Raw genomic sequence first — 26,285 nt, forward strand, 5'->3', positions numbered from 1 at the left:
GCCGTCACTCCGTTTCGTTCGCGATGGCGTTGACCGCCGCCGCCGTCATCGCACTGCCGCCGCGGCGCCCGTGCACCACCAGGTATTCCAGGTCGCTGTCCGCCAGGGCTCGCTTGGACTCGGACGCGCCGATGAAGCCGACCGGCACGCCGAGCACCGCCGCCGGCCGGCCCGCGCCCTCGGCGACCAGTTCCAGCAGCCGGAACAGCGCGGTCGGCGCGTTGCCCATGGCCACCACCGCGCCGTCCAGGCGGTCGCGCCACAACTCCAGGGCGGCGGCGCTGCGCGTGGTCCCGAGGCGTTCGGCCAGCTCAGGCACTCGTGGATCTTGTAACGTGCACACGACGTCATTGGCTGCCGGCAGCCTCCGTCTGGTCACGCCGGATGCGACCATCATGGCGTCGCACAGGATGGGCGCGCCGCCACGCATCGCCGCGCGGGCCGCGGACACGACCTGGGGCGACCAGGCGAGGTCGGTGACGAGGTCGGTCATGCCGCAGGCGTGGATCATCCGTACCGCGACCTGGGCCACGTCCGGGGGCATCCCGGTGAGATCGGTCTCAGCGCGGATGGTCGCGAACGAGCGCCGGTAGATCTCGGCGCCGTCGCGGATGTAGTCGGTCACTGATGCCTTTCCTCGTATCCGGTGGCGGTGGCCACCATCTGGACGACCCGGCCACGCGGGAGCCCGCACCGCCGCTCGCAACCGGCCCAGTGCACGGGTGCCGGGGGCGGGCCGTCCAGAGCCGCCACCCAGCGCCTTGCGTCCTCCTGCACGTCGGCCAGCGATTTCGCGCATCCGGGACGGCCGGTGCACGCGCTCACCCCGGCCCAGGGCGATCCGGGGTCGGTCGCCAGCCCGGCCGTCTCCAGCGCCTGTGCCGCCCGGTCCGCTGCCGTGGGTGCCAGGTCCAGCAGCACGACGGTCCGCCACGGGGTGAACCGGATGGGCACGCCGTCGCCCGTGGAGGCCGCGCCGGTCGAGTCGCCCGCCTCGACGCCGGACGTGGGCGCGGCCGCCTGGTCGGCGGACGTCGCCGCGTCGGCGATGGCGTGCGCCTGGGCGGGGGAAAGGCGCCCGAGCGGCACCACGGCCTCCAGCGCCACGCGGCCGTCCTGTTGCGCGATGCGTCCCGCGTGCCGCTCGAACGCCCCCGGCCCGCCGTCCTGAGGCGGTCGTGCCGATGCGGCGGGCCGGGGGTTCGGGTCCGCATCCGCCTGCGGGCGGGACACGGTGCCGGTGGCGCGGAGGCGTTCGGCGATCCGGGCCCCGCCGTCCTCCAGGTCCGCGATCCGCCACGCCGCCCGGTCGCGGTCGGAGAGCCCGCGTTCCCGCTCGTCGAGGAAGACCTCGGCGGCGGCGATCAGGTGCTGGACCGCTGATCCCACCGGCACCGTCAGGCCGGCGTCGCAGCCCGCGAGCAGCAGCCGGCCGCCCGTGGCCCCAGGCATGAACGTGACGTCGGCCCCGAGAGCCCGCGTGTCCCCCGTCCCGTCGTCCACCGCGAACAGGAACCGCCCCGGCAGCTCAGCCAGCCGGGGCCGCGCGCACAAAGCCAGGTCCAGGGCCTCCACCAGGGGCTGCGTGCCCAGGAGCCCGATGCGGCCGCCGAGTGGCGAGGCGACGATGTTGCGTACGCGCTCGTGCGCCGCCGACGGCAGCAGTCCCGCGGCCGCGATCCGCTCGGCGAAGGCGGCCGGCGATCGCAGTCCCCGCACCTGGACGTTCGCCCGAGACGTCAGCTCGATCACGCCTGAGCCCAGGTCCACAGCGCAGGACGCCAGCTCGCGGAGCTGCCCGGCGGAGATCGCGCCGCCGGGCAGGCGGACGCGGGCGAGAGGCCCGTCGGCGGCCTCGTGCACCTGGAGCGCGCCGGGGCAGGCGTCGGGGCGCGCACGCCCGGCGGTTCCGGATATGTCGGCTTCTATGTCGGCTATGGACACGAAGAGGATGCTAACGCCAGTTCTGGCGGGGGTCTCTTCTGTCGTAGGCTCCTCGGTAGACGATGGCAAAGGGAGGAAGCCGGTGCGAATCCGGCGCGGTCCCGCCACTGTGACCGGGGAGCGAACCCCACCGCAGGCCACTGCCCGGCGACGGGCGGGAAGGCCGGGGTGAGCGGCGATCCGGGAGCCAGGAGACTCCTGCCGTCGCAACACCCGCGACCGGGGCGAGGACCCCGAGGGAGGATTGCGCCGTGTCTGGGGACACCCGTACCGTCCTGCTGCTCTCGACCTCCGACACCGACCTGCTGAGCGCCCGCGCCAGCCGTGCGGCCTACCACCTCGGCAACCCGGCCAGGCTGGACCCCGATGACCTGCCCGGCCTGCTGGAGGGCGCCGACCTGGTGGTGGTGCGCCTGCTCGGCGGCCGCCGCGCCTGGGCGGAAGGGCTCGACGCGCTGCTGGCCGGGCCTCGTCCCGTCGTGGTGCTGGGCGGCGAGCAGGCGCCGGACGCCGAGCTGATGGAGCTGTCCACGGTGAGCGGCGGCGTCTGCGCCGACGCGCACGCGTACCTCGCGCACGGCGGGCCCGCCAACCTGGCCGAGCTGCACGCCTTCCTGTCGGACACCGTCCTGCTGACCGGGCGTGGATTCGCGCCGCCCGCGCCCACGCCCTCCTGGGGGCTGCTGGAGCGCGAGGCGAGGTCGCGGCGGGGACCCGTGATCGGCGTGCTGTACTACCGGGCGCATCACATGGCGGGCAACACCGCGTTCGTCGAGACGCTCTGCGCCGCCGTCGAGGAGGCGGGCGGTCAGGCGCTGCCGGTCTTCTGCTCCTCCTTACGGACCGCCGACCCCGAGCTGCTCGACACGCTGCGGGCCGCCGACGCGCTGGTGGTGACCGTGCTCGCGGCGGGCGGCTCGCGTCCGGCCACCGCGGGCGCGGGCGGCGACGACGAGGCGTGGGACGTGGGCGCGCTGGCCGCGCTCGACGTGCCGATCCTGCAGGGGCTCTGCCTGACCACCAGCCGGCAGGCGTGGAACGAGAACGACGACGGCCTCTCACCCCTGGACGCCGCCTCGCAGGTGGCCATCCCCGAGTTCGACGGGCGCATCATCACCGTCCCGTTCTCGTTCAAGGAGATCGATCGGGACGGGCTGACCGTCTACGTCGCCGACGCCGAGCGGGCTGCCCGGGTGGCGGGCATCGCGGTGCGGCACGGCCTGCTCAGGCACACTCCGCCTGCCGAGCGGCGGCTGGTCGTGATGTTGTCGGCGTACCCGACCAAGCACTCCCGGGTGGGCAACGCGGTCGGCCTGGACACCCCGGCCAGCACCGTACGCCTGCTGGCCCGGCTCGCCGAGTCGGGCTACGACCTGGGCGAAGGCTTTCCCGGCGTGGCCGAGCAGGACGGTGACGCGCTCATCCACGCGCTGATCGCCGCGGGCGGCCAGGACCAGGACTGGCTGACCGAGGAGCATCTGGCGGGCAATCCGGTACGCATCTCCGCCACCTCGTACGAACGCTGGTACCGAACCCTCCCCGACGACCTCCGAGCCGAGATCGAGCGGCACTGGGGACCGCCCCCGGGCGAGCTGTTCGTCCACGACGGCGACATCGTCCTGGCCGCGCTGCGGGCCGGGAATGTGGTGGTGATGGTGCAGCCGCCGCGCGGCTTCGGCGACAACCCGATCGCGATCTACCACGACCCCGACCTGCCGCCCAGCCACCACTACCTGGCCGCCTACCGCTGGCTGTCGGCCGAATTCGCGGGCTCCGGCGCGCACGCGATGGTGCATGTGGGCAAGCACGGCAACCTGGAGTGGCTGCCGGGCAAGTCGGCGGGCATGTCCGCCTCGTGCGGCACCGACGCGGCCATCGGCGACCTGCCGCTGATCTACCCGTTCCTGGTGAACGACCCGGGCGAGGGCACGCAGGCCAAGCGGCGGGCGCACGCGGTGCTGGTGGACCACATGGTGCCGCCGATGGCGCGGGCGGAGACGTACGGGGACATCGCCCGGCTGGAGCAGCTCCTGGACGAGCACGCCTCGATCGCCGCCATGGACCCGGCCAAGCTGCCCGCGATCCGGGCGCAGATCTGGACGCTGATCCAGGCGGCGCGGCTCGATCACGATCTGGGGCTGGCGGATCGGCCGCACGACACCGAGTTCGACGATTTCCTGCTGCACGTGGACGGGTGGCTGTGCGAGGTCAAGGACGCGCAGATCCGCGACGGCCTGCACGTGCTCGGGCAGGCGCCTGCCGGTTCGGTCCGGGTGGATCTGGTGCTGGCGATGCTGCGGGCCAGGCAGATGTGGGCAGGCCGCGAATCCCTCCCCGGCCTGCGCGAGGCCCTCGGGCTGGCCGAGGACGGGACGGCCGGGGTCGCGGTCGTGGACCGGGCCGAGGCGACCGCCCGCGCTCTGGTGGAGGGGATGGAGGCGCGGGGATGGGCGGTGGAGGCGGCGGCGGAGGTCGCCCGCACCGTCGGGGCGCACCCCGACGCGGATGAGGCTCCGGACGGCGCGGCCGGGCTTGCGGAAGGCGGCGCCGCCGAGCGGGTGGAGCTCGTGACGCGGATTCTCGCCTTCGCCGCCGCCGAAGTCGTCCCGCGCCTGGCCCGTACCACCGACGAACTGGATAACGTCCTCCATGCCCTGAACGGCGGGTACGTGCCGGCCGGGCCGAGCGGATCGCCGCTGCGCGGCCTGATCAACGTCCTGCCGACCGGCCGCAACTTCTACTCGGTCGACCCCCGGGCGGTGCCCAGCCGCCTGGCCTGGGAGACGGGCCAGGCGATGGCGGATTCGCTGCTGGAGCGCTACCGCGCCGACACCGGCGACTGGCCGCGTTCGGCTGGTTTGTCCGTCTGGGGCACGAGCGCGATGCGCACGGCGGGCGACGACGTGGCCGAGGTGCTGGCCCTGCTGGGCATCCGCCCCGTATGGGACGAGGCGTCACGCCGGGTCACGAACCTGGAGCCGATCCCGCTCGCGGAGCTGGGCCGCCCGCGGATCGACGTGACGGTCCGCATCAGCGGTTTTTTCCGCGACGCGTTCCCGCACGTGGTGGCCATGCTGGACGACGCCGTACGGCTGGCCGCCGGGCTGGACGAGCCGCACGAGGACAACTACGTACGCGCCCACGTGGCCGCGACCGGCGGCGACGAGCGCCGGGCGACGATGCGGATCTTCGGATCGGCCCCGGGCGCGTACGGGGCCGGCCTGCTGCCGCTGATCGACAGCCGCAACTGGCGCGACGACGCCGACCTGGCCGAGGTGTACGCCGTGTGGGGCGGCTTCGCCTACGGCCGCGACCTCGAGGGCGTGGCCGCGCGCCCGCAGATGGAGGACGCCTACCGCAGGATCGCCGTGGCGGCCAAGAACATCGACACCCGCGAGCACGACATCGCCGACTCGGACGACTATTTCCAGTACCACGGCGGCATGATCGCCACCGTCCGCGCGCTCACCGGCAGGAGCCCGGCCGCGTACGTCGGCGACAGCACCCGCCCCGACGCGGTCCGCACCCGCACCCTTTCGGAGGAGACGTCACGCATCTTCCGCGCCAGAGTGGTCAACCCGCGATGGCTGGCGGCGATGCGGCGGCACGGGTACAAAGGCGCCTTCGAGCTGGCCGCGACCGTGGACTACCTCTTCGGCTACGACGCCACGACGGGTGTGGTGGCGGACTGGATGTACGACAAGCTCGCCGAGACGTACGTGCTCGACCCCGAGAACCAGGAGTTCATGGCCCGGTCGAACCCGTGGGCGCTGCACGGCATCGCCGAACGCCTCCTGGAGGCCGCCGAGCGCGGCATGTGGGAGCACCCGGACCCGGAGATCCTGCGCGGCCTTCAGGAGGCCTATCTCAAGACCGAGGGCGACCTGGAGGACGAGACCAGCCGGTGAGCGAGGGCCGGCGCCCCGGCCCAGTGGAGGTGCAGGTAGGACGCGGTGACGAGGGGGTCGCCGTACCCGTCCGTGCCGCCGTCCTGCCAGCGGAACAGCGGCTCACCCCCGTACGCGACGGCGGTGCGGTGGAATTCGTGCCCGTGGAAACGCTCGCCCGCCCTGGTCAGCGGCGAGTCCCCGAGGGCGACGGCCTCCCGGTAGCCGAGCGTGAGCCTGCCGGTCATCCGCGCCCGGCCCGGCACCCGCCCGCACATGCGCCGTCCGTCCAACTCCTCGCACAGGTAGAGCAGCCCGGCGCACTCGGCGGCGATCGGCCCGCCGAAGGACGCCACCTGGTCGCGCAGCGGCTCGTTGGCGGCCAGCTCGGCGGCGTACACCTCGGGAAAGCCGCCCCCGATCACCAGCGCGGCGGTCCCGTCCGGCAGCCTCTCGTCGCGCAGCGGGTCGAAGGTCGCGACGTCCGCGCCCGCGGCCCGCAGCAGCTCGACGTGCTCGGCGTACCCGAACGTGAACGCCGCCCCGCCCGCCACCGCCACGACGACGCCCTCCCCGATCCGCCGGGTTTCCCTCGCCGGGTCCCAGGCCCTGCCCATGAGCGGGGGCGCCGACGCCGCCAGCCGCATCAGCCCGTCCAGGTCGCAGCAGCGCGCCACCAGGGCACCGAGCCGCTCCACGGCCTCCACCGCATCGGCCTCCCGTTCCGCGGCCGGGATCAGCCCCAGATGGCGGGAGGGCGTGGAGACGGCGTCGTCGCGCCGGATCGCGCCGAGCACCGGCACGCCCGCCGCGTCCAGCGCTCCCCGGCACAGCTCCTCGTGCCGGTCCGAGGCCACCCGGTTGAGCACCACCCCGCCCACCCGTACGCGCGGGTCGAACGTGGCGAACCCGTGCGCCACGGCCGCCACCGACCGGCTCTGCCGGGCCGCGTCCACCACCAGCACCACGGGCGCGTCCAGCAGCCGGGCGACGTGCGCGGTGGAAGCGAAGTCCGCGTCCCCCTTGCCGTCGAACAGCCCCATCACGCCCTCGACCACCGCCACGTCGCACCCCGCCGCACCGCGCAGGAAGAGCGGCAAGACGCGTTCCTCGCCCGCGAGCCACGGGTCCAGGTTGCGGCCGGGCCGCCCGGTGGCCAGCGCGTGGTAGCCGGGATCGATGTAGTCCGGCCCCACCTTGTGCGGCGACACCTTCAGCCCACGCGCCCGCAGCGCCGCCATCAGCCCGGTGGCCACGGTCGTCTTGCCGCTGCCCGACGACGGCGCCGCGATGACCAGCCGCGGCACTACCACTCGATGCCCTTCTGACCCTTCTGCCCGGTGTCCATGGGATGGCGTACCTTGCCCATCTCCGTCACGAGATCAGCGACCTCGACCAGCCGCTCGGGAGCGTCCCTGCCGGTGATCACCACGTGCTGGTTGCCGGGGCGCCCGGTGAGCGTCTCCAGCACGTCGTCCAGGTCCACCCAGCCCCACTTCAGCGGATACGTGAACTCGTCCAGCACGTAGAACCGGTACGTCTCGGCCGCCAGATCGCGCTTGATCTGCGCCCACCCCTCGCGGGCGTCGGCCGCGTGGTCCTCCTCGGCGCCCGGACGCCGGATCCACGACCAGCCCTCGCCCATCTTGTGCCAGGTCACCGAGCCGCCCTCGCCCGTACCGCCGAGGATCTTGAGCGCCCGCTCCTCCCCGATGCGCCACTTGGCGGACTTCACGAACTGGAACACGCCGACCGGCCACCCCTGGTTCCAGGCCCGCAGCGCCATCCCGAACGCGGCCGTCGACTTGCCCTTCCCCGGCCCGGTGTGCACGATCAGCAGCGGCCTCGTACGGCGCTGCCGGGTCGTGAGGCCGTCGTCGGGCACCACGGCCGGCTTCCCCTGCGGCATGATCAGACCGCCTTCCTGTGGTCGCGTACGACCGAGCCCAGATCGGAGAGGGCGTCGAGCGAGACGAGGCGGGCCCGCAGCCGGGCGGCCAGCCGGACCGCCAGGCCGAGCCGGACAGGGCCGCTCTCGCAGTCCACGACCACGCTCGCCGTACCCTCCAGCAGGGCGGCGGCCCGGTCCACGTCGCCGCCCGCCGTCACACGCCCATCGGTCACCAGCACCAGCAGCGGCCGCCTGGCAGGATCGCGCAGCCGCTCCAGGCGGAGGACCTCGGCCGCCCGCACCAGGCCGGCCGCCAGAGGCGTACGGCCTCCGGTCGGCAGCGAGCGCAGCCGGGCCGCGCCCGCCTCCACGGACGAGGTCGGCGGCAGCGCCACCTCGGCGGTCGCGCCCCTGAAGGTGACCAGCCCGATCTTGTCGCGCCGCTGGTAGGCGTCGAGCAGCAGACTCAGCACCGCCGTCTTGACCGCGGTCATCCGCTTGCGCGCCGCCATCGATCCGCTCGCGTCCACGACGAAGAGGACGAGATTGCCCTCCCTGCCCTCGCGCACCACCTCACGCAGATCGTCCCCGCGCAGCACCAGCCCGGTCCCGGTACGCCCGCGCACCGCCTGATAGGGCGCCGCCGCCCGCAACGTCGCCGCCAGGTGCAGGTCCCGCACCCGCCCGGCGGGCCGCCGCGCGCCGGTGGCCCGGCCGCGCGCCGTACGCGCTCTGGACCGCCGCCCCGCCGCCCCTTCGCCCAGCCCGGGCACCTGGATCAGAGGAACGCGGTACGGCGTCCCGGCCGCGGCCACCCGCCCAGGCCCTTCACCCGCCGAGCCGCCGCCGGCGGCCGATCGCGGCCCGGCACCCTCATCGGCCCCGCCCGACTCCTGCCCACCGCCTTCCTGAGGACCGGCCGCCCCGGTGCCTTCCTGAGGAGCGGCCGCCCCGGTGCCGGACGCCGATGGATCGAACGGCTGCCCCTCCCCAGGCATATCGCCGTCCCAGCCGGGTGGCGCGGCATCCGGGGAGCCGTCCCCGCCGCCGGGGTCGTCCGGGTCGTCGTCTCCCGACGTGCTCGCCAGCAGTTCGTCCAGCAGCGCCTCGTCCAGCCCCGGCGCGTCGAACGGGTCGCGGCGGCGCCGGTGCGGCAGCGACAGGCGGGCCGCCGCGCGTACGTCATCGGTGGTCACCACGTCCCGGCCCGACCAGGCCGCGTGAGCGATGGCGGCGTTGGCCGTGACGAGGTCGGCCCGCAACCCGTCCACCTCGAACGCGGCGCACACCGTGGCGATCTGCCGCAGGCGCGCGTCCGGCAGCCGTACGCCGGGCACCCGGGCCCTGGCCTGGGCGATCCTGGTCGCCAGCGCCGACTCCTCGGCCGTCCACCGGGCCGCGAACGCCTCAGGGCCGGCGTCGAAGGCCAGCCGCCGCCGCACGACCTCCGCGCGCTCCCCGGGATCCCTGGACGCCTTCACCTCGACGGTCAGCCCGAACCTGTCCAGCAGCTGCGGCCGCAGCTCGCCCTCCTCCGGGTTCATGGTCCCGACCAGCAGGAACCTGGCGGCGTGCCGTACCGACACGGACTCCCGTTCCACGTAGCAGATCCCCATGGCGGCCGCGTCGAGCAGCAGGTCCACGAGGTGGTCGTGGAGCAGGTTGACCTCGTCCACGTACAACACGCCGCGATGGGCGGCGGCCAGCAGGCCGGGCTCGAACGCCTTCACCCCCTCCGTCAGCGCCCGTTCCACGTCGAGCGAGCCGACCAGGCGGTCCTCGGACGCCCCGACCGGCAGCTCCACCAGCGCGGCCGGACGGCCGAGCCCCTGTACTCCGGGTTCGTGCGGGCCGTCCGGGCATCCGCCGTCCGGCGCGCCGGGGTCGCAGGCGAACCGGCACCCGGGCACGACCGTCACGGCGGGGAGCTGGGCGGCCAGCGCACGCACGATGGTGGACTTGGCGGTGCCCTTCTCACCGCGTACGAGTACGCCGCCCACCCGCGGCGAGACCGCGTTGAGCACCAGGGCCAGCTTGAGGTCGCCGAGCCCGACGACCGCGCTGAACGGATACGTGACGATCAAAACAGGACCTTCCGGTTGACGTGGGCGACCCGCCAGCCGTCGCGCGTGGCGGTCAGCTCGGTCACGGACAGCGGCGCGAGATCGAAACGGGCGGTACGGGACGGTTCCAGGCCCAGGGCATGGCCGAGCGCCGCCCGGATGACGCCAACATCGCAGACCACGACCGCCTTGGGGCCGCCGCGTCCCGGAGCACGCTGGGGCGCGACACCCACCGCCTCGTCCTGGGCGCACACCGAGTCGAGCCAGCTCGCCACCCTCGCCGCCAGGTCGGCCAGGCTCTCGCCGCCGTGTGGCGCCGCGTGCGGGTCGGCCAGCCACCGAGCCAGCGCGTCCGGCTCCTCCCGGGCGACCTGCTCGTACGGCAGCCCGCGCCACCGTCCGCAGTCCGCCTCCGCGAGGGCCGGAACCACGCCCGCCACCAGGCCTGCGGCCGCGGCGGTCTGCCGCGCGGCGGCCGCAGGCGCGACCCACGCCACCGCGCCGGCACCGGCCACGCTGTCACCGGCCACGCTGTCACCGGCCACGCTGTCACCGGCCACCGCGACATCGGCCACCCCGGCGCCGGCCGCCCAGGAACCGGTCGGCGGCGCGAGGACAGCGGCGGCTCTGGCCAGGCTCGCCGCGTCGGCGTCCTCGTCACCGGCGGGAAAGCAGGCAGCACGCATCGCCGCCGTGGTCGCATGCCGGACGAACAGCACCCCGCTCAACTCATCGGGGCGGAACGGCGCGCCGCCCGTTCGCTCGCCCATCCGAACAACACGCCGAGCGCCGTCCAGAAGACCAGCTGCGTGCCGAGCGAGGCGAGCCTGAACTCCCACAGGAGCGTGGCGGGAAACCCGTCGGGCACCTCGTCGACCGCCGGGAGCAGCCACCACGCCGCCGCCACCGGCACGAGGAAGGCTGCGACGGCCGCGCTCCACCTGGCCCAGGGCCCTGCCGTGACGTGCCGGGCGGTGGCCACGGCGATCGCCGTCGCGGCCAGGCCGACGGCGATCATCACGACGTACAGGAGGGTCCGGTCGTTGATGGTGTCGGGGTCGCCGACGGCGGGCGGGTTGGCTGGATATTTCAGGAACGGTATGAGGATGACCGCTGCGAAGGCCGTCCCCGCTGCGGCGAGCGCCAGCCCACCCTCCGACCGGGGGCCGACCCGCCCGCGCAGGGCCGCGTACACCAGGGCGAAGACCCCGCCCACGGCGAGCCCGTACAGGCCGGTGGCGAGGAAGAGCCCGGCCCGCTGCACCGGCCGGGAGACGAGCGCCTCTTCGCCGTGCTCGTGAGCCTCCCCGCCGAGGGCGTGATCCGCGCCGGCGTTTTCCAGCGCGATCGCGCTCTCCACCCGCGGTTCCCCGAAGGCGAAGGCGAAGGCGCCCGCGATCAGGCCGGCCAGAAGGCCCAGGAGCAGGCCCCTGACCAGCAGGGTGCGTATCACAAAGCGCGCCTAGTGGCAGGGCACGCCGAGCAGGTGGCGCCCGTCGTGCATGAGCTCATGCAGGTAGGCGCCTGTCTGCGAGATGGCTCCGTTGTCCATCAGCACCAAGTAGGCGATCAGCAGCAGCACCGGCACGGCGAGCAGCCACAACCGCAGGCGGAAAAGGGGAATCGTGGTCGGAGTGGACAGGCCACTCATACAGCCTCCTCTGGGATGACGCGTCCCGGCAACGAGGTCACGGCCGGCCAAGCGACCTGGCTCCCGGGATCAACGTCCCGGATACAGTGGCGCGTCCGCACCGGCATCTCACCGGATTTCCCTTGGACAACCGTGAAATCTTCCGGAATGTATCCCTTCCTCCTGTTAGCGTCAATGACGTGACCCCGGCGGCGAGCCTGTGATATCGAGCACCCGGATATCAGCTCGACGCTTTGTAGAGCTACCCTGAAGGACGTGAAGGGTCTTGGCGAGCTTGAGCGCAGCATCATGGACATTCTCTGGGCGGAGAGCGGTGCGCTGACCGCCCGCGAGGTCGGAAGGCTCATCGCCGACCGCGACCTCGCCCCGACCACGGTGATGACCGTCCTCGATCGCCTCACCCGCAAGGGATTCCTGCAGCGGACCCGCGACGGCCGCGCGTGGAGATATGAGCCGGCGGAAAGCCGCGACGCGTACATCGCCGAGCTTATGCTTGAAGCCTTGGATCTGACGGGCGACCGGTCGGCCGCCCTCACCCGCTTCGCCCAGGCCGTGTCGGGCCCGGAGGCGGAGATTCTGCGCAGAGCCCTCACGGAGCTGGAGGAAGAGTGATCACGGCAGTGGCGCTGGCAGCGCTCGCCACGGCGTGCGCGGTTGGCTCCTGGCGTTTCACGACGGCCCGGTGGACCTCGCGCGCGCCCCGGCTGGCCATCATTCTCTGGCAGTCCCTGGGCGTGGCCTGGGGGCTGGCGACGACGGGCGCGATGCTGGCGTACGCGGTCCAGCCGTACGACATGGGCGTGCTGATGGGGCTGATCGCGTTCGCGCGCGGTGAGACGCCGCTCGCCCGCTGGGACGCCCTGCACGTGCTGGCCATGATCGCGGGCATCACCGCGCTCGCCGTGCTGATCGTGGTGCTGCTCACCGCCGGCGTGCAGGCGCTGCGGGCTCGGCGGCGGCACCGCATGCTGCTCGCGCTGATCGCCCACGACGACCCCGCCATGCCGGGGGTGCGGGTGCTCGACCACCCGAGCGCGGCCGCGTACTGCGTGCCGGGTCTGCGCTCGCAGGTCGTCGTCAGCGAGGGCGCGCGGAAGTTGCTGTCGCAGGACGAGCTGGCGGCGGTGCTGGCGCACGAGGTCGCGCACGTACGCGAGCGGCATGATCTGGTCCTGCTGCCGTTCGCGGCGCTGCGCCGGGCACTTCCCTGGTCGAAGGTCGTGGCCGACGCACAGGCGCAGGTGGAGCTGCTGATCGAGATGGCGGCCGACGACCGCGCCCGCCGCTACTGCTCGCCGCGGCGGCTGGCCACGGCGCTGCTCAGGTTCGGCACGGCCGGGGCCATGCCGACTCCCCACGGCATGCTGGGCGTGCACGCCCACAACGTCATGGCCCGGGTGGATCGCCTGGTCAAGCCGGGTCCTGAGCTGGCCGCGTCCGTGCGTTACGGATATATCGCGCTCTCTGTGATGTTGGTCACCGCTGCGACGTTCCTCTGGATTATCCAGGTCTAATGCTTGCTGCAGTTAACCACCGCGTTTGCAATTGCAAGCAGCGGGAGGCAGACTATGGGTATGGCACTACCCAAAGTCGGTTCGATCGGCGAGTACATCCGTGAGCAGCGGCAGCAGGCGAAGATCTCGCTGCGCCAGCTCGCCGCGGCTGCCGGGGTCTCCAACCCCTACCTCAGCCAGATCGAACGCGGGCTGCGCAAGCCGAGCGCGGAGATCCTCAACCAGATCGCCAAGGGTCTGCGCATCTCCTCGCAGGCGCTCTACGTGCAGGCGGGTCTCATCGATGACCGCGAACCGCCCAGCGACGTGATCAGTGCGATCAGGGCCGACACGGATCTCACCGAGCGGCAACGCCAGGTGTTGATCGACATTTATGAGTCGTTCCGCAAGGAGAAGCGCGCCGAGGACGAGCAGACCTCCCAGAACGCCCGCCCTCAGCACGACTCCGAACCGGACGACGAACAGCCGCTGCCCGAGGAGTTTCTCGCCGCTCTTGAGCCCTTCGCGGCGACCCCAAGCAACGGCAACGTCACCCAGGAAACCAAGGAAGGTTAACCCATGACGCTCGCCACCGAGGTCAAGAAGCTCACCGAGTCCAAGCCGTTCTACGCGGTCGCAGGCGCCGGCGACTACGCCGTCGAGAAGCTGCGCGAGCTGCCCGAGCAGCTGCGCAAGCTCCAGTCCCGCCGCTTCGAGCTCACCAGGGAGCTGCCCGAGCGCACCCGCGCCGCCGCCGACAAGGCCGAGGGCTTCGCCAGGGAGTTCCCCGAGAAGGCCCGCGAGTACGCCGACCAGCTGACCCACAAGGCCACCGAGGTCTACGAGGACTTCGCCTCGCGCGGCCGCAAGGTCGTCAGCCAGGCCACCGGCGAGGCCGCGCTGGAGCTTGAGGAAGTGTCGGAGGCCGCCGAGCCGCCCGTCGCCGAGCCCGTCAAGAAGACCACGCGCACGACCCGCACCCCCAAGGCCAAGGCCTGAGGTCGAACGGGAAGGCCCGTCTCCTGTGGAGGCGGGCCTTTTCGCTTCGGGTTGCCCGGTTGCCGGTCGCTCCTATTAGGCTGGGGACCGATTCATTGCGCGTTGGGCGGAGCTGACAACATGAGCATGATCAACGGCGTCTTCAACCTTCTCTTCATGGTGCTCGCCGCCGTCATCTTCGGCATGTCGATCTACGCTTTCGTGCACGCGGTGCGCGTGCCGGGCAACGCCTTCATCTCGGCGGGCAAGCTGAAGAAGAATCTCTGGCTGCTCATCACGGGCCTGGCGACGCTGTTCTCCGGTGCGGGCGCGTGGATGTACTTCGATGCCTTCCTGATCGCCCTGGCCATGGGCAACCCCCAGTTCATCGGCATCGGCCTCGGCCTGTTCTCGATCCTGGCCGTCATCGCCGCCACCGTCTACATCGTCGACGTCAAGCCCGCCGTCAAGGGCATGGGCCGGGGCAACAGCGGCCCGTACGGCCCCTGGTGATCGCCGGAGCATCTAGGCTGCGGACATGACCTACGACCTCCACGGACGCACCCAACGGCTGGAACTGTCGGACCAGGGCCTCCGCGACTTCGAGGCCGTCGTGCTGGACGCGACGCCCGAAGGGATCGTGCTCAGCAAGTCCGCCTTCTACCCCGGGGGCGGCGGCCAGCCGGCGGACCACGGAGTGCTGATCTGGCAGGGCGTGGAGACCCGCATCGTCGGGGTGCGCAAGGGCGACGACCTCTCCCTCATCCCGGCGGAAGGCGACCCGATCCCGCCGGTGGGCACCGTGGTCGAGGGCGCGGTCGCCGACGCGCGTCGCTCGGCCCTCATGCGTACGCACTCCGGCCTCCACGTGCTGTGCGGAGTGGTGTTCAGGGACTACGGCTGCCTGGTCACCGGCGGCAACATGGACGAGCTCAGCGCGCGGATGGACTTCAACCTGCCCGAGGTGCCCCCGGGGTTCAAGGAGGCGGTCGAGGAGGCCTGCAACGCCGAGATCGTCGCCGACCGGCGCATCGACGTGAAGGTGCTGCCCCGCTCCGAGGCCTTCGCCATCCCCGACATCATCCGCACCGCCACCAACCTGGTGCCGGAGACCGTCCAGGACGTGCGCATCGTCGACATCGTCGGCCTGGACACGCAGGCGGACGGCGGCACCCACGTGGCCTCCACCAAGCAGATCGGCCACATCAAGGTGGCCAAGATCGAGAGCAAGGGCCGCGGCTTCCGCCGCCTGCGGATCCAGATCTCCGACTAGTGCGACGCCTGCCGGCCGTCCTCCAGAGCTGACGCAGCCGATCCGGGAGGCGGCCGACGCCATCACGCTCAAGACGTATCCCACCTAGTCGATCAGCCCGGCGAGCCCGTCGAGCAGCGGGCGCAGCCCGAACTCGAAGAGCCGGTCGAGGTCGAGATCGAACTCGCCCAAGTCCTCCAGGAACTCGGCGAAGGCGGGGTAGCGTCCCGACTGGCTGATCGCCCGCATGCGGTCCTCCTGCGCGCTCATCCACTCCTCGTCGGTGAGCCCCGTGGCCGCGCGGGCCCGCCGCTCCAACTCGAGGTTGGCGGCGATGCCCTGGACGTAGCTGTAGACCAGGATCTGCAGGTGCATCTTGGTCGTGGCGTCGAGGCGGGTGCCCGCGAGCGCCGCCATGGCCCACTCCGTGTGCTTGATCAGGCCGGCCGAGGGCAGCGGCCTCATCAGCGAGGTGACCCCGGCCAGCCACGGGTGCCTGCGGTAGGCGGCCCACTGCAGGCGCGCGGTCGTCTCCAGCGCGGCCCGCCACCCTGGCGGCGGGTCCGCGGGGAGCGGGAAGTCCTCGATCGCCGTGTCGACCATCAGCAGGATGAGGTCGTCCTTGCTGCCGATATGGCGGTAGAGGGACATGGTGGCCATCCCGAGCCGCTCGGCGAGGCCGCGCATGGTCACCTCGGAGAGCCCTTCGGCGTCGGCGATCTCGATGGCCGCCCGCACGATGCGCTCCCTCGTCACGGCATATCCGGATATTTCCGGACGTCGCGCCGCCTTTCCGCGTGGCTCCGCCACCACCGTCCCGACCCGGGGCTCCGCGACCACGACCCCCTCCTGCGCCAGGACCGTGAGCGCCTTGGCCGCGGTGGCCAGGGCGACGTCCCAGTCCCTGGCGAGCTGTCTGGTGGACGGCACCCGGTCGCCGGGCCGCAGCCTGCCGTCGGCGATGCGCCGTTTGATGTCGCCCGCGATGCGCGCGTAGGGCGGGGTGCTCACATGGACCTCCTGTACTAGTACAGATTGACTCAGCATACCGTTGCTACCTGCTGTATGTACGGCGTACATTCAGTTCTGCGTACAACGTCAACGAAGGAGCAACTCATGAAGGTTCTCGTCTCCGGCGCCAGCGTCGGTGGTCCGGTCCTGGCCTACTGGCTGGGACGGCACGGGTACGAGGTGACGGTCGTCGAGCGGGCCCCGGCTCCCCGCAAGGGCGGCCAGGCCATCGACATCAGGGGCGCCGCGCTGACAGTGGCCGACCGGATGGGCGTCCTGGAGCGGGTCAGGGCCCTGCGGACGACCATGCGGGGCATGTCCATGGTGGACGGCGACGGCAATGAGATCATGCGCAGCACCGAGGAGACGCTCAGCGGCGGCCGCTTCGACAGCCCGGACGTCGAGATCATGCGCGACGACCTGAACGCGATCCTCATCGGCGCGACCGACGCCGACTACCGCTACGGGGACTCGATCGCCACGCTCGCCCAGGATGCCGACGGTGTGGACGTGTCGTTCGAGAGCGGCGGGCAGGACCGCTACGACTACGTGATCGGCGCCGACGGCCTGCACTCCAACGTGCGGAGCCTGGCCTTCGGCCCGGAGGAGCGCTTCCTGCGGCATCTCGGCATGTACGTGTCCATCTTCACCGCCGACAACTTCCTCGGTCTGGACCACTGGCAGACCTGGCACTACGAGGACGGCGTGGGCGGCGCCGTCTTCGGCGACAGGGACCCGGCCGTGATGCGGGTCAACCTGGGCTTCTCCGCCGGTCCCATCGCTTACGACCACCGTGACGTCGAGCAGCAGAAGGGCCTCATCCAGGAGCACTGCGCGGGCATGCGCTGGGAGGGCCCCAGGTTGCTGGAGGCCATGTGGAAGGCCGACGACTTCTACTTCGACACCATGGCCCAGGTGACGATGGAGCGCTGGTCGACCGGCCGGGTGACGCTGGTCGGCGACGCGGGCTACTGCGCCTCGCCGCTGTCCGGGCAGGGGACGAGCCTGGCCATGGTGGGGGCTTATGTGCTGGCGGAGGAGCTCGGCGCGGACCCCGCCACGGCGTTCGACCGGTACGAGGAGCGCATGCGCCCGTTCGTGGCCAAGAACCAGGCGCTCGCGCTCGAGAACCCCGGTCAGGGCGCCGCACCGGAGAGCGTGCAAGCGGCCGCGAACAGCATCACCCTCTAGGGGGACGAACCGATACGATTTCCCGCCATGGGTATCAGACGCACGATGGCCGCCATGGCGGCCACCGCTCTGGCGTTGATCGCCACCCCCGCCGTGGCAGCAGGGGCGGGGATCACGGACGACGTGACGCTGACCCTCCGCAAGGACGGCACCCTGCACGTGGTCGAGAAGATCAGCGGGGCGTCGGGCGGTCTCAAGCGGACGTTCATGACCCGGACGCGGTACGACGACAGCTACGACCGCGTCTACCAGATCTCGAACGTCAAGGGCGGCACTCTCGACGGCGACGTGCTCACCGTGACGGGCCAGACCGTCGAGTACGACGTCAAGGGCACGGTGACGACCTCGGGCGGCGTCGAAGAGCTGCGCTGGTTCGCGGTCAACGGCTGGAACCAGCAGGTCGCCAAGGCCACCGTCAAGGTGGACGGCCCCGGCCAGGTGCAGAACCTGTCCTGCTTCGCCGGAGAGCTGACCTCGGCCATCGGCTGCACGGCGGCCTCCATGGACCACTCCGCCACCCAGGCCGACTTCGAGCAGGAGAACATCGCGCCCGGCCAGGCCCTGACCGTCGTGGTCGGATACCCGAAGGGCTCCAGCGGCGGCGCCCCCATCCTGGAGAAGCGCTTCTCGCTGGCGGCCGCGTTCACCCTCGACACCGTCACCGGCGGCGCGCTGGCGGGCCTGCTGGTGCTGCTGCTCGGCGGCGTCGGCCTGCTCTACTGGACACGCGGCCGGGACGCCAGGATCGCGGACCACGAGAAGGGCGCCGTCGATCCCGTCCAGAACGGTCACTTCACCCCGCCCGACGGGGTGCGTCCCGGACAGATCGGCACGCTCGTGGACGAGCAGGCCGACGTGGTCGACGTGACCGCCACGATCGTGGACCTCGCGGTGCGCGGCTACCTGCGCATCGACGAGCAGCCCCGCCAGACGTACGACGCGCCCGACTGGATGCTGGTCAGGCTGCCGAACGCGCCCGTCAACACGCTCCTGGCGTACGAGCGCGCGCTCTACGACGCCATCTTCGACGGCCGGGACGCGGTGCTGCTGTCGCAGCTGTCCGGCTCGTTCGCGGCCCACCTGGGCAAGGTCCGCGACGCTCTGTACACCGACGTGGTCAAGCAGGGCTGGTTCGCCCGCCGCCCGGACACCGAACGCACCAGGTGGACCACGATCGGCGTGGTGCTGATCGGCGTGGGCCTGCTGGCCACGGTGGCGCTGGCGTGGTTCACGACGTACGGGCTGCTCGGCCTGGCGGTGATCATCGCGGGCGGCGCGCTGGCCGTCGGCGGGCAGTACATGCCGGCCAAGACCGCCAAGGGCTCGGCGGCGCTGGCGCACACGCTGGGCTTCCGCCAATACCTGTTCTCCGGCGAGCTGGGCAACATCCCCGAGCAGCACCGAGTGGAGCTGTTCTCCCGCTACCTCCCCTACGCCGTGATCTTCGACGGGGTGGAGCACTGGTCACGCGTGGTCGCCTCGGTGACCGGCAACGGCAACCAGACCGACAACCTCTACTGGTACCACGGGCCCGCGGAGTGGGACCTGTCCAAGTTCGCCGGCTCGATGCGCACGTTCACCACGACGACCTCGGGCGCCATCTCCGCGACCCGCCAGTTCCGGACTCTCTAGGAGCGGATCCGCACCTCGCCGACCGGGCGGCCGCCGCCGTGGATCGGCGGGGCGGCCAGCTCGGCCAGCTCAGGGGCGTCCAGCCCGAGCGAGCGCAGCGCCGCCACCGTGACCGGCACGCGGGCGCGCTGCGAGCCGTCCTCGATCTTCACGGTGCCCGCGCGCCCGTCCTCGAACGCGAACGCGTCGAACGCCTCCGCCCCCACCTTCAGCATGAGCCCGGGCAGCGCCCGCATGAGCTTGGCCTCGGGGCGGTCGGTGCCCGACGTCCACTCGGGGTAGGTGCGCATGGCATCGAAGATCTTGCGTTCGTACGAGTCGGGCGACGACATCGGAAACGCCCGGAACGCCTTCGTCACGCCCACCATCGACACGAAGAACAGCGGCGCCCCGCACCCGTCCACGCCGGAGGCCGCCACCCGCTCCCCGGTCAGCTCCTCGACCGTCTCCCTGATCGCGCGCTGCAGCGGATGCATGGGCTGCAGGTACGTCTCCAGCGGCCAGTCGTTGAGCACACACGTGGCCAGCATGGCCGCGTGTTTGCCGGAGCAGTTCATGAAGACCCGGCCGCGCTCGGTCGCCGCACGGTCGAACGGGTAGTCCTCGGGGCAGAGCAGCGCCGACTCGTCGAGCCCCGCCCCCGCCAGAATCTTCCTGACCCCGTCCACGTGGAACGGCTCACCCGAGTGCGAGGCGCAGGCCAGCGCGAGCAGCTCACCCTCCAGCACGAGCCCGCCGCGAAGCATGCCGAGCGCCTGGAGCGGCTTCATCGACGACCGTGGCGACGCGGGCACATCCACCGCACCCTTCGCCTCGACCGGGCGTCCTCCAGCGTCCACGGTCAGCATGCGAGCCTGATGCGTGGACTCCACGAACCCGGACCGGACGACTTCCACAATCAGCGACATTTCCCCACCCCTTCCGGCACGAGTCTACGAATGGTTTTTCCTGGTCCAGAATGGGATCCCATGCGAGCAGTGGTGCAGCGAGTGAGTTCAGCCTCCGTCGAGGTCGAGGGCCGGACCGTCGGCGCGGTCGCCGAGCCCGGCCTGCTGGTCCTGGTGGGGGTCACGCACACGGATACGCGCGCGCAGGCCGCCAGGCTCGCCGCCAAGCTCTGGGGCCTGCGTATCCTGCACGGCGAGAAGTCCTGCTCGGACGTGTCCGCGCCGCTCCTGGTGATCAGCCAGTTCACGTTGTACGGCGACGCCCGCAAGGGCCGCCGGCCCACCTGGCAGGCGGCAGCCCCGGGATCGGTCGCCGAGCCGCTGGTGGACGCCGTGGTGGAGGAGCTGCGCGCGCTGGGAGCACACGTGGAGACGGGCGTCTTCGGCGCGGACATGAAGGTGTCCCTCGTCAACGACGGCCCGATCACCCTCGTGCTGGACGTCTAACGGATGCGGCGGCGCAGGGCGGGGTCGATGCTGACGTTGCGGCCCGCGTCCGGAGGCACCACGACCTCCTGGGCCGCCGCGACGCCCCCGGCCAGCAGCGGCGCGTCCACCGGCACCGTACGCTTGATCACCGCCAGGGCGATCGGCCCCAGCTCGTGGTGCCGGGCGGCCGAGCCGACCACGCCGACCTCCTGGCTCTCGAAGATCACCGGAGCGCCGTGCGCGGGCAACGTGTCCACACTGCCGTCGAGGTGCAGGAACACCAGCCGACGCGGCGGATGCCCGAGATTGTGCACCCGCGCCACCGTCTCCTGCCCCCGGTAGCAGCCCTTGCCGAGATGCACGGCCGCGCCGATCCAGCCCACCTCGTGCGGGATCGTCTTGTGGTCGGTCTCGAACCCCAGCCGCGGCCGGTACGCCTCGATCCTGAACGCCTCGTACGCCCACAGCCCCGCCACGGGCCTGCCCAGATGCTCGGCGAGCTCGGCCCGCGGCACCAGGAAGTCCTCCGTGGCCGTGGACAGCACGGCCAGGTCATCGGCCCGCGACACCTCGACCCGCAACATGAACCGCATGCGGTCGAGATAGTCGATCAGGCTCTGCGCCGTGCCCGGCTCGACGTGGGCCAGCACGCTCTCGCCGTCGTCGACCAGCGTCAGGTGATGCTGCACGCGGCCCTGGAGATCGAGATCCAGCGTCTGCGTCCACTCGCCCGGTTTCAGCGTGTCGAGCTTTTGAGAGGTGAGGTCGTTGAGCCATTTCAGCCGGTCGGCGCCCGAGATCCGGATCACCTCGCGGTTGCTGCGGTCGACGACCGCCTCCCCCTTGGCCAGCGCACGCTGCTCGGCGAACAGATCGCCGTAGTGCGCGGCTACATCGGAGTCCGGCGCGTCGGCCGCGACGGCGCCGGGAAGATCGAGCAGAGGGCTACGCATGTCATCCAGGCTACCGAGCGTCTCGGACAACCTTGTCAGCGGCAGTTTCGGCAGCGCCCGAACACGGTCAGGTGGTGGACGTCGGCCACGAACCCCATCTCGTCGTCCAGCCCCTTGACCAGCCCTTCGGCCAGCTCCGGCCGCACCTCGAACACCTCGTCGCAGCCCCGGCACACCAGATGCACGTGGTCGGCCTCGGCCGCCAGATGGTAGGTCGGCGCGCCGTGCCCCAGGTGCGTGTGGGTGACGAGACCGAGCTCCTCCAGCAGCTCCAGCGTGCGGTAGACGGTCGAGATGTTGACACCGCGCGCCGTCTCACGGACCTTGACGCAGATCTCCTCGGGAGTGGCGTGCTCCAGCTCCTTGACCGCCTCGAGGACGAGCTGGCGCTGCGGTGTGACCCGGTAGCCCTTCGCGCGGAGTTCCTCGTGCCACTGCGTCTCGGTCATGCCCCGAGTCTAGGCGCAGCCCGCAGCCTCCGGTGGCCCGCTGAACGCGGCCCACCGTACGACCCGGCGATATTCACTTGCCCCCTGCGCGGGAGACCGCATAGCTTCGTGAGTACGCGGAAAGGAGGTGGTCCGAATAATGGTTTCTCATAGTCGGGCTAGCGAGGTGGTTGTCCGCTGACGTCGCGGACACTTGTCTCGTCTCGTGACGTTGGCGAATTCGAGGCAACCACCGGGGCCCCTGGCAGCCGGAGGGCGGGACTCTGCTCCCGACCATGGTCCATCCGGCCCGTCTCCTAGGAGGCGGAGTGATGCCTGGGGCCCTTTTTCAATGTTCGCCGCGGGCCGGAATGCCGAGCTTGCCGCAGGCTTCCCGATAGAGCGTCACCACGGCCTTGCGCACCTGCGCCCGCTCGGTGATCGTCTCGCCCCAGGGCACCCGGATCCGCTCCCCGCCGTCGATCGTGAACTCGATGGCCTCGGCGTCGACGTCGCTCGTCACGGCGGACGTGGCGTCGGGCCGCCCGCCGAGCCCGCGTACGATGATCAGCGCATCGTCGGCGTGGTCGTCGTTCATGTGGCGCTTGATCGCCTCGATGGCGTCAGCGGTGAAAGGCGTGCTCATATCTGATCAAGCTACCTTCTTCAGCTCCGCCGACATATGGTCCGTGAGCGGGTGCCCGACGGCCGCCATCTCGTAGGCCCACATGAGGTTGCCGTTGACCAGCCCGTAGAGCCGGTGGCCCGCCGTGTATTCCTTGGCCGACGACGTGCGCGCGACGACGTCCGTACGCAGCTCGATCTTGTGGAAGACGACCTCGCCGATGTAGATCTCGACGATCCCGGTCGGGTGCGCGAGCACCACCTCGATCTGCCGGTCCGGCTGCGGCCGCCAGTATCCCGACTCCGTGGCCAGCGGCCTGACCCGGTTTCCGGCCTCGTCGAGCAGCCAGGTGCGGCTCACATAGGTCAGGAACGGCTTGCCGTTGTGACCGAACTCGATCTCCTGCCCGAAGTTGAAGCTCTCGATCGTCGGGTAGCCGCCCACTCCCGCGCCCTCCCACCGGCCGAGCAGGAACGCAATCGGCTCCAGAGCAGGGTGCACCTCAGGTTCTTCCATGTTCCCCAAGCGTAGCGGCGCGGCGCGTTCGTACGGCATCCGTGTAGAGCTCGGCACGGTGACCAGGGTGGCGAACAGGTCACCGACGACTGCCTTCAGATCGGCCTCCACCCGCATTCGGCCTCCTTCGGGACTAGGGTGGCGGATATGGCACGATCTCTGGTGATCAAGGTGACCGCCGGGGCCGACGCCCCCGAGCGCTGCAACCAGGCGTTCACGGTCGCGGCCGCCGCGCTCGCGAGCGGTGTACCCGTTTCCCTGTGGCTGACCGGCGAGTCGTCGTGGTTCGCGCTGCCCGGCCGGGCCAAGGAGTTCGCTCTCCCGCATGCCACGCCGCTCGCGGACCTGCTCGACGTCATCCTCGCGGCCGGGCGCGTGACGTTGTGCACGCAGTGCGCGGCGCGCAGGAACATCACCGTGGACGACGTCATCGACGGGGTCCGCATCGCCGGCGCTCCGTCGTTCGTCGAGGAAGCGACGGCCGAGGGCGTGCAGGCCCTGGTCTACTGACAGCCCCCTCCAGCACCGCCAGGTGCTTGCTGACGGACTGCCTGGCCATGTCCAGCTCGGAGCACGACTCCCGCAGGGTCTGCCCGTCGCGGGCGTTCAGGGGTGTGGCAGGCTGCTTCGATGGCAGAGCACTTGATCGCGGTGGTGGGCAGCAGTCCCGGGGTGGGGAAATCGACCCTGTGCAGTGCGCTGGCTCGCTGGATCGACGGCACAGGAGCCGTGGTCGATCACTTCCAGGAGGCCGATGTCCTCACTCGCGCCTCATTTCGCGCGGTGGCCGAGGAGTTCGCCGGAGGAACCGGCAGCGTGCGACCTCGGACACTGGTCCAGGCCACCAAGGTCTACGTCGAGCAGGCCCGGGCGGGCGGCGTGGACGTGCTGGTCACGGATGCGCTGATTCCTTTCGTCCCTTCGCTGGTGGCCTGGGGGCACGACGAGACGTCGATCGCCCAGGTCGTTCACGATCTGGAGGAAGCCGTGGAACCGACGCGGGTCAGCGTCGTCTTCCTCCGGGGCGACCCCGAAGCCGCCTTGCGACGAGCGGTCGAGCGCGAAGGTCCTGAATGGACGGACTGGTATGTCGGCAAGCTGCGGCGCTCGCCGGGCACCCGTACCGTCAACGACCTGGCATCAGCGGCCGATCATCTCCGCCGTGAGAGTGAACTGACCTTGAGAGTGTTGGCGGCGACGCGGTGGAACGTGCTGGTCGTCGAAGTCGGTGAGCGCGATGCCGCGCAGACCGAGGAGTACGTCCGGGAACGGTTGCGGGGACTGCTCGGCGAGGACCTCCCGGGCCATGGCACGCAGTCATGGCCCGGAGGCGACACCAGCCCAGGCGAGGAGGCATGAGCCGGCGTGCGGCCCGGGCGGAAAGTCAGGCGGACAGGACGGTGGACAGGCGTTCCCGGCGAAGGGCCTCGTAGCGGGAGTCGTCGAGCGGGGCCAGCTCCCCCACCCGCCACGTCAGCAGCAGATCAGCCAGCGCGGGATTGCGGGCCAACGCCGGCCCGTGCAGGTAGGTCCCGACCACGTGTCCGGCGTAGCAGCCTTCGAACCCGTCCCCGTTCCCCACGCCCTTGACGGTCTTGGACAGCGGCTTGACCCCGGGCCCCAGATGGGTCACGCCCATGTGGTTCTCGAAGCCGGTCAGCGTCGGCAGGTTGAGTGCGGCGTCCACCTCGGCCACCAGCTCCCCCACCGCCCGCGCGGGGCCGCGGGAGCTGGCGATGTCCAGGAGCCCGATCCCGTCCACCGGCTGGCCTTCCTCGCCGCCGAACGTGCTCCCCATGATCTGGTAGCCGGCGCACACCGCCAGCATGGCCGCGCCGCCGGCGATGGCGCGGTGGAGACCGCCGTCCCTGCGCAGGCGCTCGGTGGCCAGGATCTGGGGGCGGTCCTCGCCGCCGCCGATGAGGTAGATGTCACCGCTCTCCGGCACCGCGTCCGCCGAGCGGACGTAGATCGTCTCCGTCTCGATCCCCCGGCGTCGCGCCCGCTGCTCCAGGACGAGGACGTTGCCCTGGTCTCCGTACGTGCTCAGCAGGTCGGGATAGATCCAGACGATGCGAAGGGCGCTGTCAGACGGCACGGCCGAACTCCGATCGGATCTGCTGGAAGGCGGTGTAGTTGGCGATCACGTCGACCCGGCCGGGCGGCTGCATGGCCAGCGCCTCCGTGAACGTGCCGCACAGCGAGAACGGCACCTCAGCCACGTCGAGCCGGAGCGCCAGGTCGAGGCGGCGTTCGCCGGTGACGAAGACGGGACGGCCGCGCAGGATGCGGTAGTCGACGTCCCACAACCACGACGTGTCGCGACCGTCGGGGCCCTGAGCGTTGACCGACAAGATGATCGGCAGCTGCGGATCGGCGACGTCGAACGCCTCCAGCCAGCCCGCCGGGTTCTTCGCCAGCAGCAGGCGGGCGTGGCGGCCCTCACGCTCGACCGTCGTGTAGCGACCCGCCACCGAGGTGACCTCGCGCAACCGGGGCAGCGCCCGCTCCACCGGCAGCCCGAACGCCTCCGCCACCGCCAGCGCCATCACCGCGTTGGAGCGGTTGGCCAGGCCGGGGAGCTGGATGTCGAGCAGCCACCGCTGCCCGCGCGGGTCGATCGCCGTGTCGTCGTCGAGCGCCCACTGCGGCTCAGGACGGTGGAACGTGCACTCGCGGCAGGCCCAGAAGGCGTCCTTGCGGTCGAGCGGGCCGCCGCACTCGGGGCAGCACCAGGAGTCTTCCTTCCACCGCTGCCCGCCGGCGACCCAGGTGACCTTGGCCGCCGTGGAGGCGCCCCAGGTGACGAGCGGGTCGTCGCAGTTGGCGATGACGTGGGTGGGCTTGCCGGACAGCGCCCTGCGCCACTTCTGGGCCAGCAGCCAGATCTCGGCGGCACGGTCCATCTGGTCGCGGCTGAGATTCATCAGGCAGACGACGCCGGCTCCGGTCGTGTCGAGCACCTCGGGCAGATATTTCTCATCCACCTCCAGGACGCCGTAGGGGGCGGCCTTGTGCTGGGACAGCGCCGAGACGTGGCCGGCCGGCATGTTGGCGCCGAACGCGTTGGTGGCCACCTCGCCGAGCTCGAGCAGCGCCGAGGTGATCAGCCTGGTGGTGGTGGTCTTGCCGTTGGTGGCGCTGACCAGGGCCAGCCTGCGATCGCGGGCCAGCTTACGCAGCAGGTCGGGCTCAAGCAGCAGGCCGACCCGCCCGCCGATCACGGAGCCGTCGCCGCGTCCGGTCATCCTGGACAACGTGGCGGCGCTCCGGCCCAGGGCGCTGGCGAGCTGGGCCCGCAAAGGGAGCTGGGTCATGACCATGGATCCTAGTCGGGGTTGGACCGTACTCAGGTGACGCGCGCGAAAACGCGGGGACCGCGTTCGTCCCCACG

At 71.5% G+C, this 26,285-nt stretch carries 28 protein-coding genes and 2 riboswitches; of the genes, 12 read left to right on the forward strand and 16 right to left on the reverse strand.

Features of this window, described 5'->3' with window-relative positions:
- Nucleotides 1-4: 4 nt before the first annotated feature.
- Complete coding sequence (locus tag ACIBX3_RS42560) at nucleotides 5-625, reverse strand: precorrin-8X methylmutase (RefSeq protein ID WP_397126285.1); 621 nt, start codon at nucleotides 623-625, stop codon at nucleotides 5-7.
- Complete coding sequence (locus ACIBX3_RS42565; RefSeq protein WP_397126286.1) at nucleotides 622-1,944, reverse strand: precorrin-3B synthase; 1,323 nt, start codon at nucleotides 1,942-1,944, stop codon at nucleotides 622-624. Before ACIBX3_RS42565 ends, ACIBX3_RS42560 begins: the two co-directional genes overlap by 4 nt.
- Nucleotides 1,945-1,972: 28 nt before the next feature.
- Nucleotides 1,973-2,161: riboswitch (cobalamin riboswitch) on the forward strand.
- Between the two features lie 34 nt (nucleotides 2,162-2,195).
- Here ACIBX3_RS42565 and cobN point away from each other — a divergent pair.
- On the forward strand, nucleotides 2,196-5,852 hold the full coding sequence (gene cobN, locus ACIBX3_RS42570; protein WP_397126287.1) for a cobaltochelatase subunit CobN: 3,657 nt from the start codon (nucleotides 2,196-2,198) through the stop codon (nucleotides 5,850-5,852).
- Here cobN and ACIBX3_RS42575 read toward each other — a convergent pair.
- From ACIBX3_RS42575 to ACIBX3_RS42600, 6 genes are read right to left on the reverse strand one after another with little or no spacing between them, the layout of a single operon-like run.
- Nucleotides 5,807-7,129, reverse strand: a complete 1,323-nt coding sequence (locus tag ACIBX3_RS42575) for a cobyrinate a,c-diamide synthase (RefSeq protein WP_397126359.1) — start codon at nucleotides 7,127-7,129, stop codon at nucleotides 5,807-5,809. The genes cobN and ACIBX3_RS42575 overlap by 46 nt on opposite strands.
- A gap of 8 nt (nucleotides 7,130-7,137) precedes the next feature.
- Nucleotides 7,138-7,740 (reverse strand): cob(I)yrinic acid a,c-diamide adenosyltransferase, encoded by a 603-nt coding sequence (gene cobO / locus ACIBX3_RS42580; RefSeq protein ID WP_397126288.1) that lies wholly within the window; start codon nucleotides 7,738-7,740, stop codon nucleotides 7,138-7,140.
- 2 nt (nucleotides 7,741-7,742) lie between these two features.
- Nucleotides 7,743-9,806: a magnesium chelatase subunit D family protein gene (locus ACIBX3_RS42585; protein WP_397126289.1), complete on the reverse strand. Its 2,064-nt coding sequence runs from the start codon at nucleotides 9,804-9,806 to the stop codon at nucleotides 7,743-7,745.
- Nucleotides 9,803-10,555 carry a histidine phosphatase family protein gene (locus ACIBX3_RS42590; protein ID WP_397126290.1) on the reverse strand — a complete coding sequence of 251 codons (753 nt, stop codon included), beginning with the start codon at nucleotides 10,553-10,555 and terminating at the stop codon, nucleotides 9,803-9,805. Before ACIBX3_RS42590 ends, ACIBX3_RS42585 begins: the two co-directional genes overlap by 4 nt.
- Nucleotides 10,510-11,238 (reverse strand): CbtA family protein, encoded by a 729-nt coding sequence (locus ACIBX3_RS42595; protein WP_397126291.1) that lies wholly within the window; start codon nucleotides 11,236-11,238, stop codon nucleotides 10,510-10,512. Before ACIBX3_RS42595 ends, ACIBX3_RS42590 begins: the two co-directional genes overlap by 46 nt.
- A 9-nt stretch (nucleotides 11,239-11,247) precedes the next feature.
- On the reverse strand, nucleotides 11,248-11,436 hold the full coding sequence (locus tag ACIBX3_RS42600) for a CbtB-domain containing protein (protein WP_397126292.1): 189 nt from the start codon (nucleotides 11,434-11,436) through the stop codon (nucleotides 11,248-11,250).
- 1 nt (nucleotide 11,437) lies between these two features.
- Nucleotides 11,438-11,584, reverse strand: a riboswitch (adenosylcobalamin (AdoCbl) riboswitch).
- Between the two features lie 107 nt (nucleotides 11,585-11,691).
- Here ACIBX3_RS42600 and ACIBX3_RS42605 point away from each other — a divergent pair.
- The 6 genes from ACIBX3_RS42605 to ACIBX3_RS42630 all read left to right on the forward strand — a co-directional run bounded on the left by ACIBX3_RS42605 (nucleotide 11,692) and on the right by ACIBX3_RS42630 (nucleotide 15,180).
- Nucleotides 11,692-12,048, forward strand: a complete 357-nt coding sequence (locus ACIBX3_RS42605) for a BlaI/MecI/CopY family transcriptional regulator (RefSeq protein ID WP_397126293.1) — start codon at nucleotides 11,692-11,694, stop codon at nucleotides 12,046-12,048.
- A complete protein-coding gene (locus ACIBX3_RS42610) occupies nucleotides 12,045-12,950 on the forward strand; it encodes a M56 family metallopeptidase (RefSeq protein WP_397126295.1) in 906 nt (301 codons plus the stop codon). The genes ACIBX3_RS42605 and ACIBX3_RS42610 overlap by 4 nt, the downstream gene beginning before the upstream one ends.
- Nucleotides 12,951-13,010: 60 nt before the next feature.
- Nucleotides 13,011-13,505 (forward strand): helix-turn-helix domain-containing protein, encoded by a 495-nt coding sequence (locus tag ACIBX3_RS42615; RefSeq protein WP_397126296.1) that lies wholly within the window; start codon nucleotides 13,011-13,013, stop codon nucleotides 13,503-13,505.
- 3 nt (nucleotides 13,506-13,508) lie between these two features.
- The gene (locus tag ACIBX3_RS42620) at nucleotides 13,509-13,928 is read left to right on the forward strand and encodes a hypothetical protein (protein WP_397126297.1); all 420 of its coding nucleotides are present in this window, start codon (nucleotides 13,509-13,511) and stop codon (nucleotides 13,926-13,928) included.
- Between the two features lie 120 nt (nucleotides 13,929-14,048).
- Entirely contained in the window at nucleotides 14,049-14,420 is a 372-nt protein-coding gene (locus ACIBX3_RS42625) for a DUF2516 family protein (protein ID WP_397126298.1), read from the forward strand.
- Between the two features lie 25 nt (nucleotides 14,421-14,445).
- Nucleotides 14,446-15,180, forward strand: a complete 735-nt coding sequence (locus ACIBX3_RS42630; protein ID WP_397126299.1) for an alanyl-tRNA editing protein — start codon at nucleotides 14,446-14,448, stop codon at nucleotides 15,178-15,180.
- Nucleotides 15,181-15,264: 84 nt separating this feature from the next.
- Here the strand turns inward: ACIBX3_RS42630 and ACIBX3_RS42635 are convergent, their stop codons facing one another.
- A complete protein-coding gene (locus ACIBX3_RS42635) occupies nucleotides 15,265-16,170 on the reverse strand; it encodes a TetR/AcrR family transcriptional regulator C-terminal domain-containing protein (RefSeq protein ID WP_397126300.1) in 906 nt (301 codons plus the stop codon).
- A gap of 105 nt (nucleotides 16,171-16,275) precedes the next feature.
- Here ACIBX3_RS42635 and ACIBX3_RS42640 point away from each other — a divergent pair, with 105 nt between their 5' ends.
- Together ACIBX3_RS42640 and ACIBX3_RS42645 are read left to right on the forward strand one after the other, a co-directional pair.
- Nucleotides 16,276-17,361, forward strand: a complete 1,086-nt coding sequence (locus ACIBX3_RS42640; RefSeq protein ID WP_397126301.1) for an FAD-dependent monooxygenase — start codon at nucleotides 16,276-16,278, stop codon at nucleotides 17,359-17,361.
- 27 nt (nucleotides 17,362-17,388) lie between these two features.
- Nucleotides 17,389-18,993 (forward strand): DUF2207 domain-containing protein, encoded by a 1,605-nt coding sequence (locus ACIBX3_RS42645; protein ID WP_397126302.1) that lies wholly within the window; start codon nucleotides 17,389-17,391, stop codon nucleotides 18,991-18,993.
- Here ACIBX3_RS42645 and ACIBX3_RS42650 read toward each other — a convergent pair.
- Entirely contained in the window at nucleotides 18,990-19,901 is a 912-nt protein-coding gene (locus ACIBX3_RS42650) for an asparaginase (protein WP_397126303.1), read from the reverse strand. The two genes, ACIBX3_RS42645 and ACIBX3_RS42650, sit on opposite strands and share 4 nt — an antisense overlap.
- A gap of 60 nt (nucleotides 19,902-19,961) precedes the next feature.
- Between ACIBX3_RS42650 and dtd the strand changes: the two genes are divergently transcribed.
- On the forward strand, nucleotides 19,962-20,387 hold the full coding sequence (gene dtd, locus ACIBX3_RS42655) for a D-aminoacyl-tRNA deacylase (protein WP_397126304.1): 426 nt from the start codon (nucleotides 19,962-19,964) through the stop codon (nucleotides 20,385-20,387).
- Here the strand turns inward: dtd and ACIBX3_RS42660 are convergent.
- The 4 genes from ACIBX3_RS42660 to ACIBX3_RS42675 form a co-directional block, all read right to left on the reverse strand.
- On the reverse strand, nucleotides 20,384-21,322 hold the full coding sequence (locus ACIBX3_RS42660) for a YgfZ/GcvT domain-containing protein (protein ID WP_397126305.1): 939 nt from the start codon (nucleotides 21,320-21,322) through the stop codon (nucleotides 20,384-20,386). The genes dtd and ACIBX3_RS42660 overlap by 4 nt on opposite strands.
- Before the next feature lie 35 nt (nucleotides 21,323-21,357).
- Complete coding sequence (locus ACIBX3_RS42665; protein ID WP_397126306.1) at nucleotides 21,358-21,771, reverse strand: Fur family transcriptional regulator; 414 nt, start codon at nucleotides 21,769-21,771, stop codon at nucleotides 21,358-21,360.
- 328 nt (nucleotides 21,772-22,099) lie between these two features.
- Nucleotides 22,100-22,396: a DUF2470 domain-containing protein gene (locus ACIBX3_RS42670; RefSeq protein ID WP_397126307.1), complete on the reverse strand. Its 297-nt coding sequence runs from the start codon at nucleotides 22,394-22,396 to the stop codon at nucleotides 22,100-22,102.
- A 6-nt stretch (nucleotides 22,397-22,402) separates the two neighbouring features.
- Nucleotides 22,403-23,008, reverse strand: coding sequence for an FABP family protein (locus ACIBX3_RS42675; RefSeq protein WP_397126308.1), 606 nt, complete (start codon nucleotides 23,006-23,008; stop codon nucleotides 22,403-22,405).
- Nucleotides 23,009-23,038: 30 nt separating this feature from the next.
- Here ACIBX3_RS42675 and ACIBX3_RS42680 point away from each other — a divergent pair, with 30 nt between their 5' ends.
- Complete coding sequence (locus ACIBX3_RS42680; RefSeq protein ID WP_397126309.1) at nucleotides 23,039-23,401, forward strand: DsrE family protein; 363 nt, start codon at nucleotides 23,039-23,041, stop codon at nucleotides 23,399-23,401.
- 120 nt (nucleotides 23,402-23,521) lie between these two features.
- Nucleotides 23,522-24,250, forward strand: a complete 729-nt coding sequence (locus ACIBX3_RS42685; protein ID WP_397126310.1) for an ATP-binding protein — start codon at nucleotides 23,522-23,524, stop codon at nucleotides 24,248-24,250.
- A gap of 25 nt (nucleotides 24,251-24,275) precedes the next feature.
- Here ACIBX3_RS42685 and ACIBX3_RS42690 read toward each other — a convergent pair whose 3' ends face one another.
- Both ACIBX3_RS42690 and ACIBX3_RS42695 read right to left on the reverse strand, forming a co-directional pair.
- Nucleotides 24,276-24,989, reverse strand: coding sequence for a type 1 glutamine amidotransferase (locus ACIBX3_RS42690; RefSeq protein WP_397126311.1), 714 nt, complete (start codon nucleotides 24,987-24,989; stop codon nucleotides 24,276-24,278).
- Nucleotides 24,979-26,208 (reverse strand): MurT ligase domain-containing protein, encoded by a 1,230-nt coding sequence (locus ACIBX3_RS42695; RefSeq protein WP_397126312.1) that lies wholly within the window; start codon nucleotides 26,206-26,208, stop codon nucleotides 24,979-24,981. Before ACIBX3_RS42695 ends, ACIBX3_RS42690 begins: the two co-directional genes overlap by 11 nt.
- Nucleotides 26,209-26,285 lie beyond the last annotated feature (77 nt).

Origin of the sequence: Nonomuraea sp. NPDC049480, assembly GCF_044465905.1 — a bacterium.
Classification (GTDB): domain Bacteria; phylum Actinomycetota; class Actinomycetes; order Streptosporangiales; family Streptosporangiaceae; genus Nonomuraea.

Excerpts from the sequence above, each read along its gene's own strand:
- cobO (WP_397126288.1), bottom strand. The coding sequence starts at position 7,740 with ATGCCGCAGGGGAAGCCGGCCGTGGTGCCCGACGACGGCCTCACGACC.
- ACIBX3_RS42590 (WP_397126290.1), bottom strand. The coding sequence starts at position 10,555 with ATGGGCGAGCGAACGGGCGGCGCGCCGTTCCGCCCCGATGAGTTGAGC.
- ACIBX3_RS42600 (WP_397126292.1), bottom strand. The coding sequence starts at position 11,436 with ATGAGTGGCCTGTCCACTCCGACCACGATTCCCCTTTTCCGCCTGCGG.
- ACIBX3_RS42615 (WP_397126296.1), top strand. The coding sequence starts at position 13,011 with ATGGCACTACCCAAAGTCGGTTCGATCGGCGAGTACATCCGTGAGCAG.
- ACIBX3_RS42620 (WP_397126297.1), top strand. The coding sequence starts at position 13,509 with ATGACGCTCGCCACCGAGGTCAAGAAGCTCACCGAGTCCAAGCCGTTC.
- ACIBX3_RS42625 (WP_397126298.1), top strand. The coding sequence starts at position 14,049 with ATGAGCATGATCAACGGCGTCTTCAACCTTCTCTTCATGGTGCTCGCC.
- ACIBX3_RS42630 (WP_397126299.1), top strand. The coding sequence starts at position 14,446 with ATGACCTACGACCTCCACGGACGCACCCAACGGCTGGAACTGTCGGAC.
- ACIBX3_RS42640 (WP_397126301.1), top strand. The coding sequence starts at position 16,276 with ATGAAGGTTCTCGTCTCCGGCGCCAGCGTCGGTGGTCCGGTCCTGGCC.
- ACIBX3_RS42645 (WP_397126302.1), top strand. The coding sequence starts at position 17,389 with ATGGGTATCAGACGCACGATGGCCGCCATGGCGGCCACCGCTCTGGCG.
- ACIBX3_RS42650 (WP_397126303.1), bottom strand. The coding sequence starts at position 19,901 with ATGTCGCTGATTGTGGAAGTCGTCCGGTCCGGGTTCGTGGAGTCCACG.
- dtd (WP_397126304.1), top strand. The coding sequence starts at position 19,962 with ATGCGAGCAGTGGTGCAGCGAGTGAGTTCAGCCTCCGTCGAGGTCGAG.
- ACIBX3_RS42660 (WP_397126305.1), bottom strand. The coding sequence starts at position 21,322 with ATGCGTAGCCCTCTGCTCGATCTTCCCGGCGCCGTCGCGGCCGACGCG.
- ACIBX3_RS42665 (WP_397126306.1), bottom strand. The coding sequence starts at position 21,771 with ATGACCGAGACGCAGTGGCACGAGGAACTCCGCGCGAAGGGCTACCGG.
- ACIBX3_RS42670 (WP_397126307.1), bottom strand. The coding sequence starts at position 22,396 with ATGAGCACGCCTTTCACCGCTGACGCCATCGAGGCGATCAAGCGCCAC.
- ACIBX3_RS42675 (WP_397126308.1), bottom strand. The coding sequence starts at position 23,008 with ATGCGGGTGGAGGCCGATCTGAAGGCAGTCGTCGGTGACCTGTTCGCC.
- ACIBX3_RS42680 (WP_397126309.1), top strand. The coding sequence starts at position 23,039 with ATGGCACGATCTCTGGTGATCAAGGTGACCGCCGGGGCCGACGCCCCC.
- ACIBX3_RS42685 (WP_397126310.1), top strand. The coding sequence starts at position 23,522 with ATGGCAGAGCACTTGATCGCGGTGGTGGGCAGCAGTCCCGGGGTGGGG.
- ACIBX3_RS42695 (WP_397126312.1), bottom strand. The coding sequence starts at position 26,208 with ATGACCCAGCTCCCTTTGCGGGCCCAGCTCGCCAGCGCCCTGGGCCGG.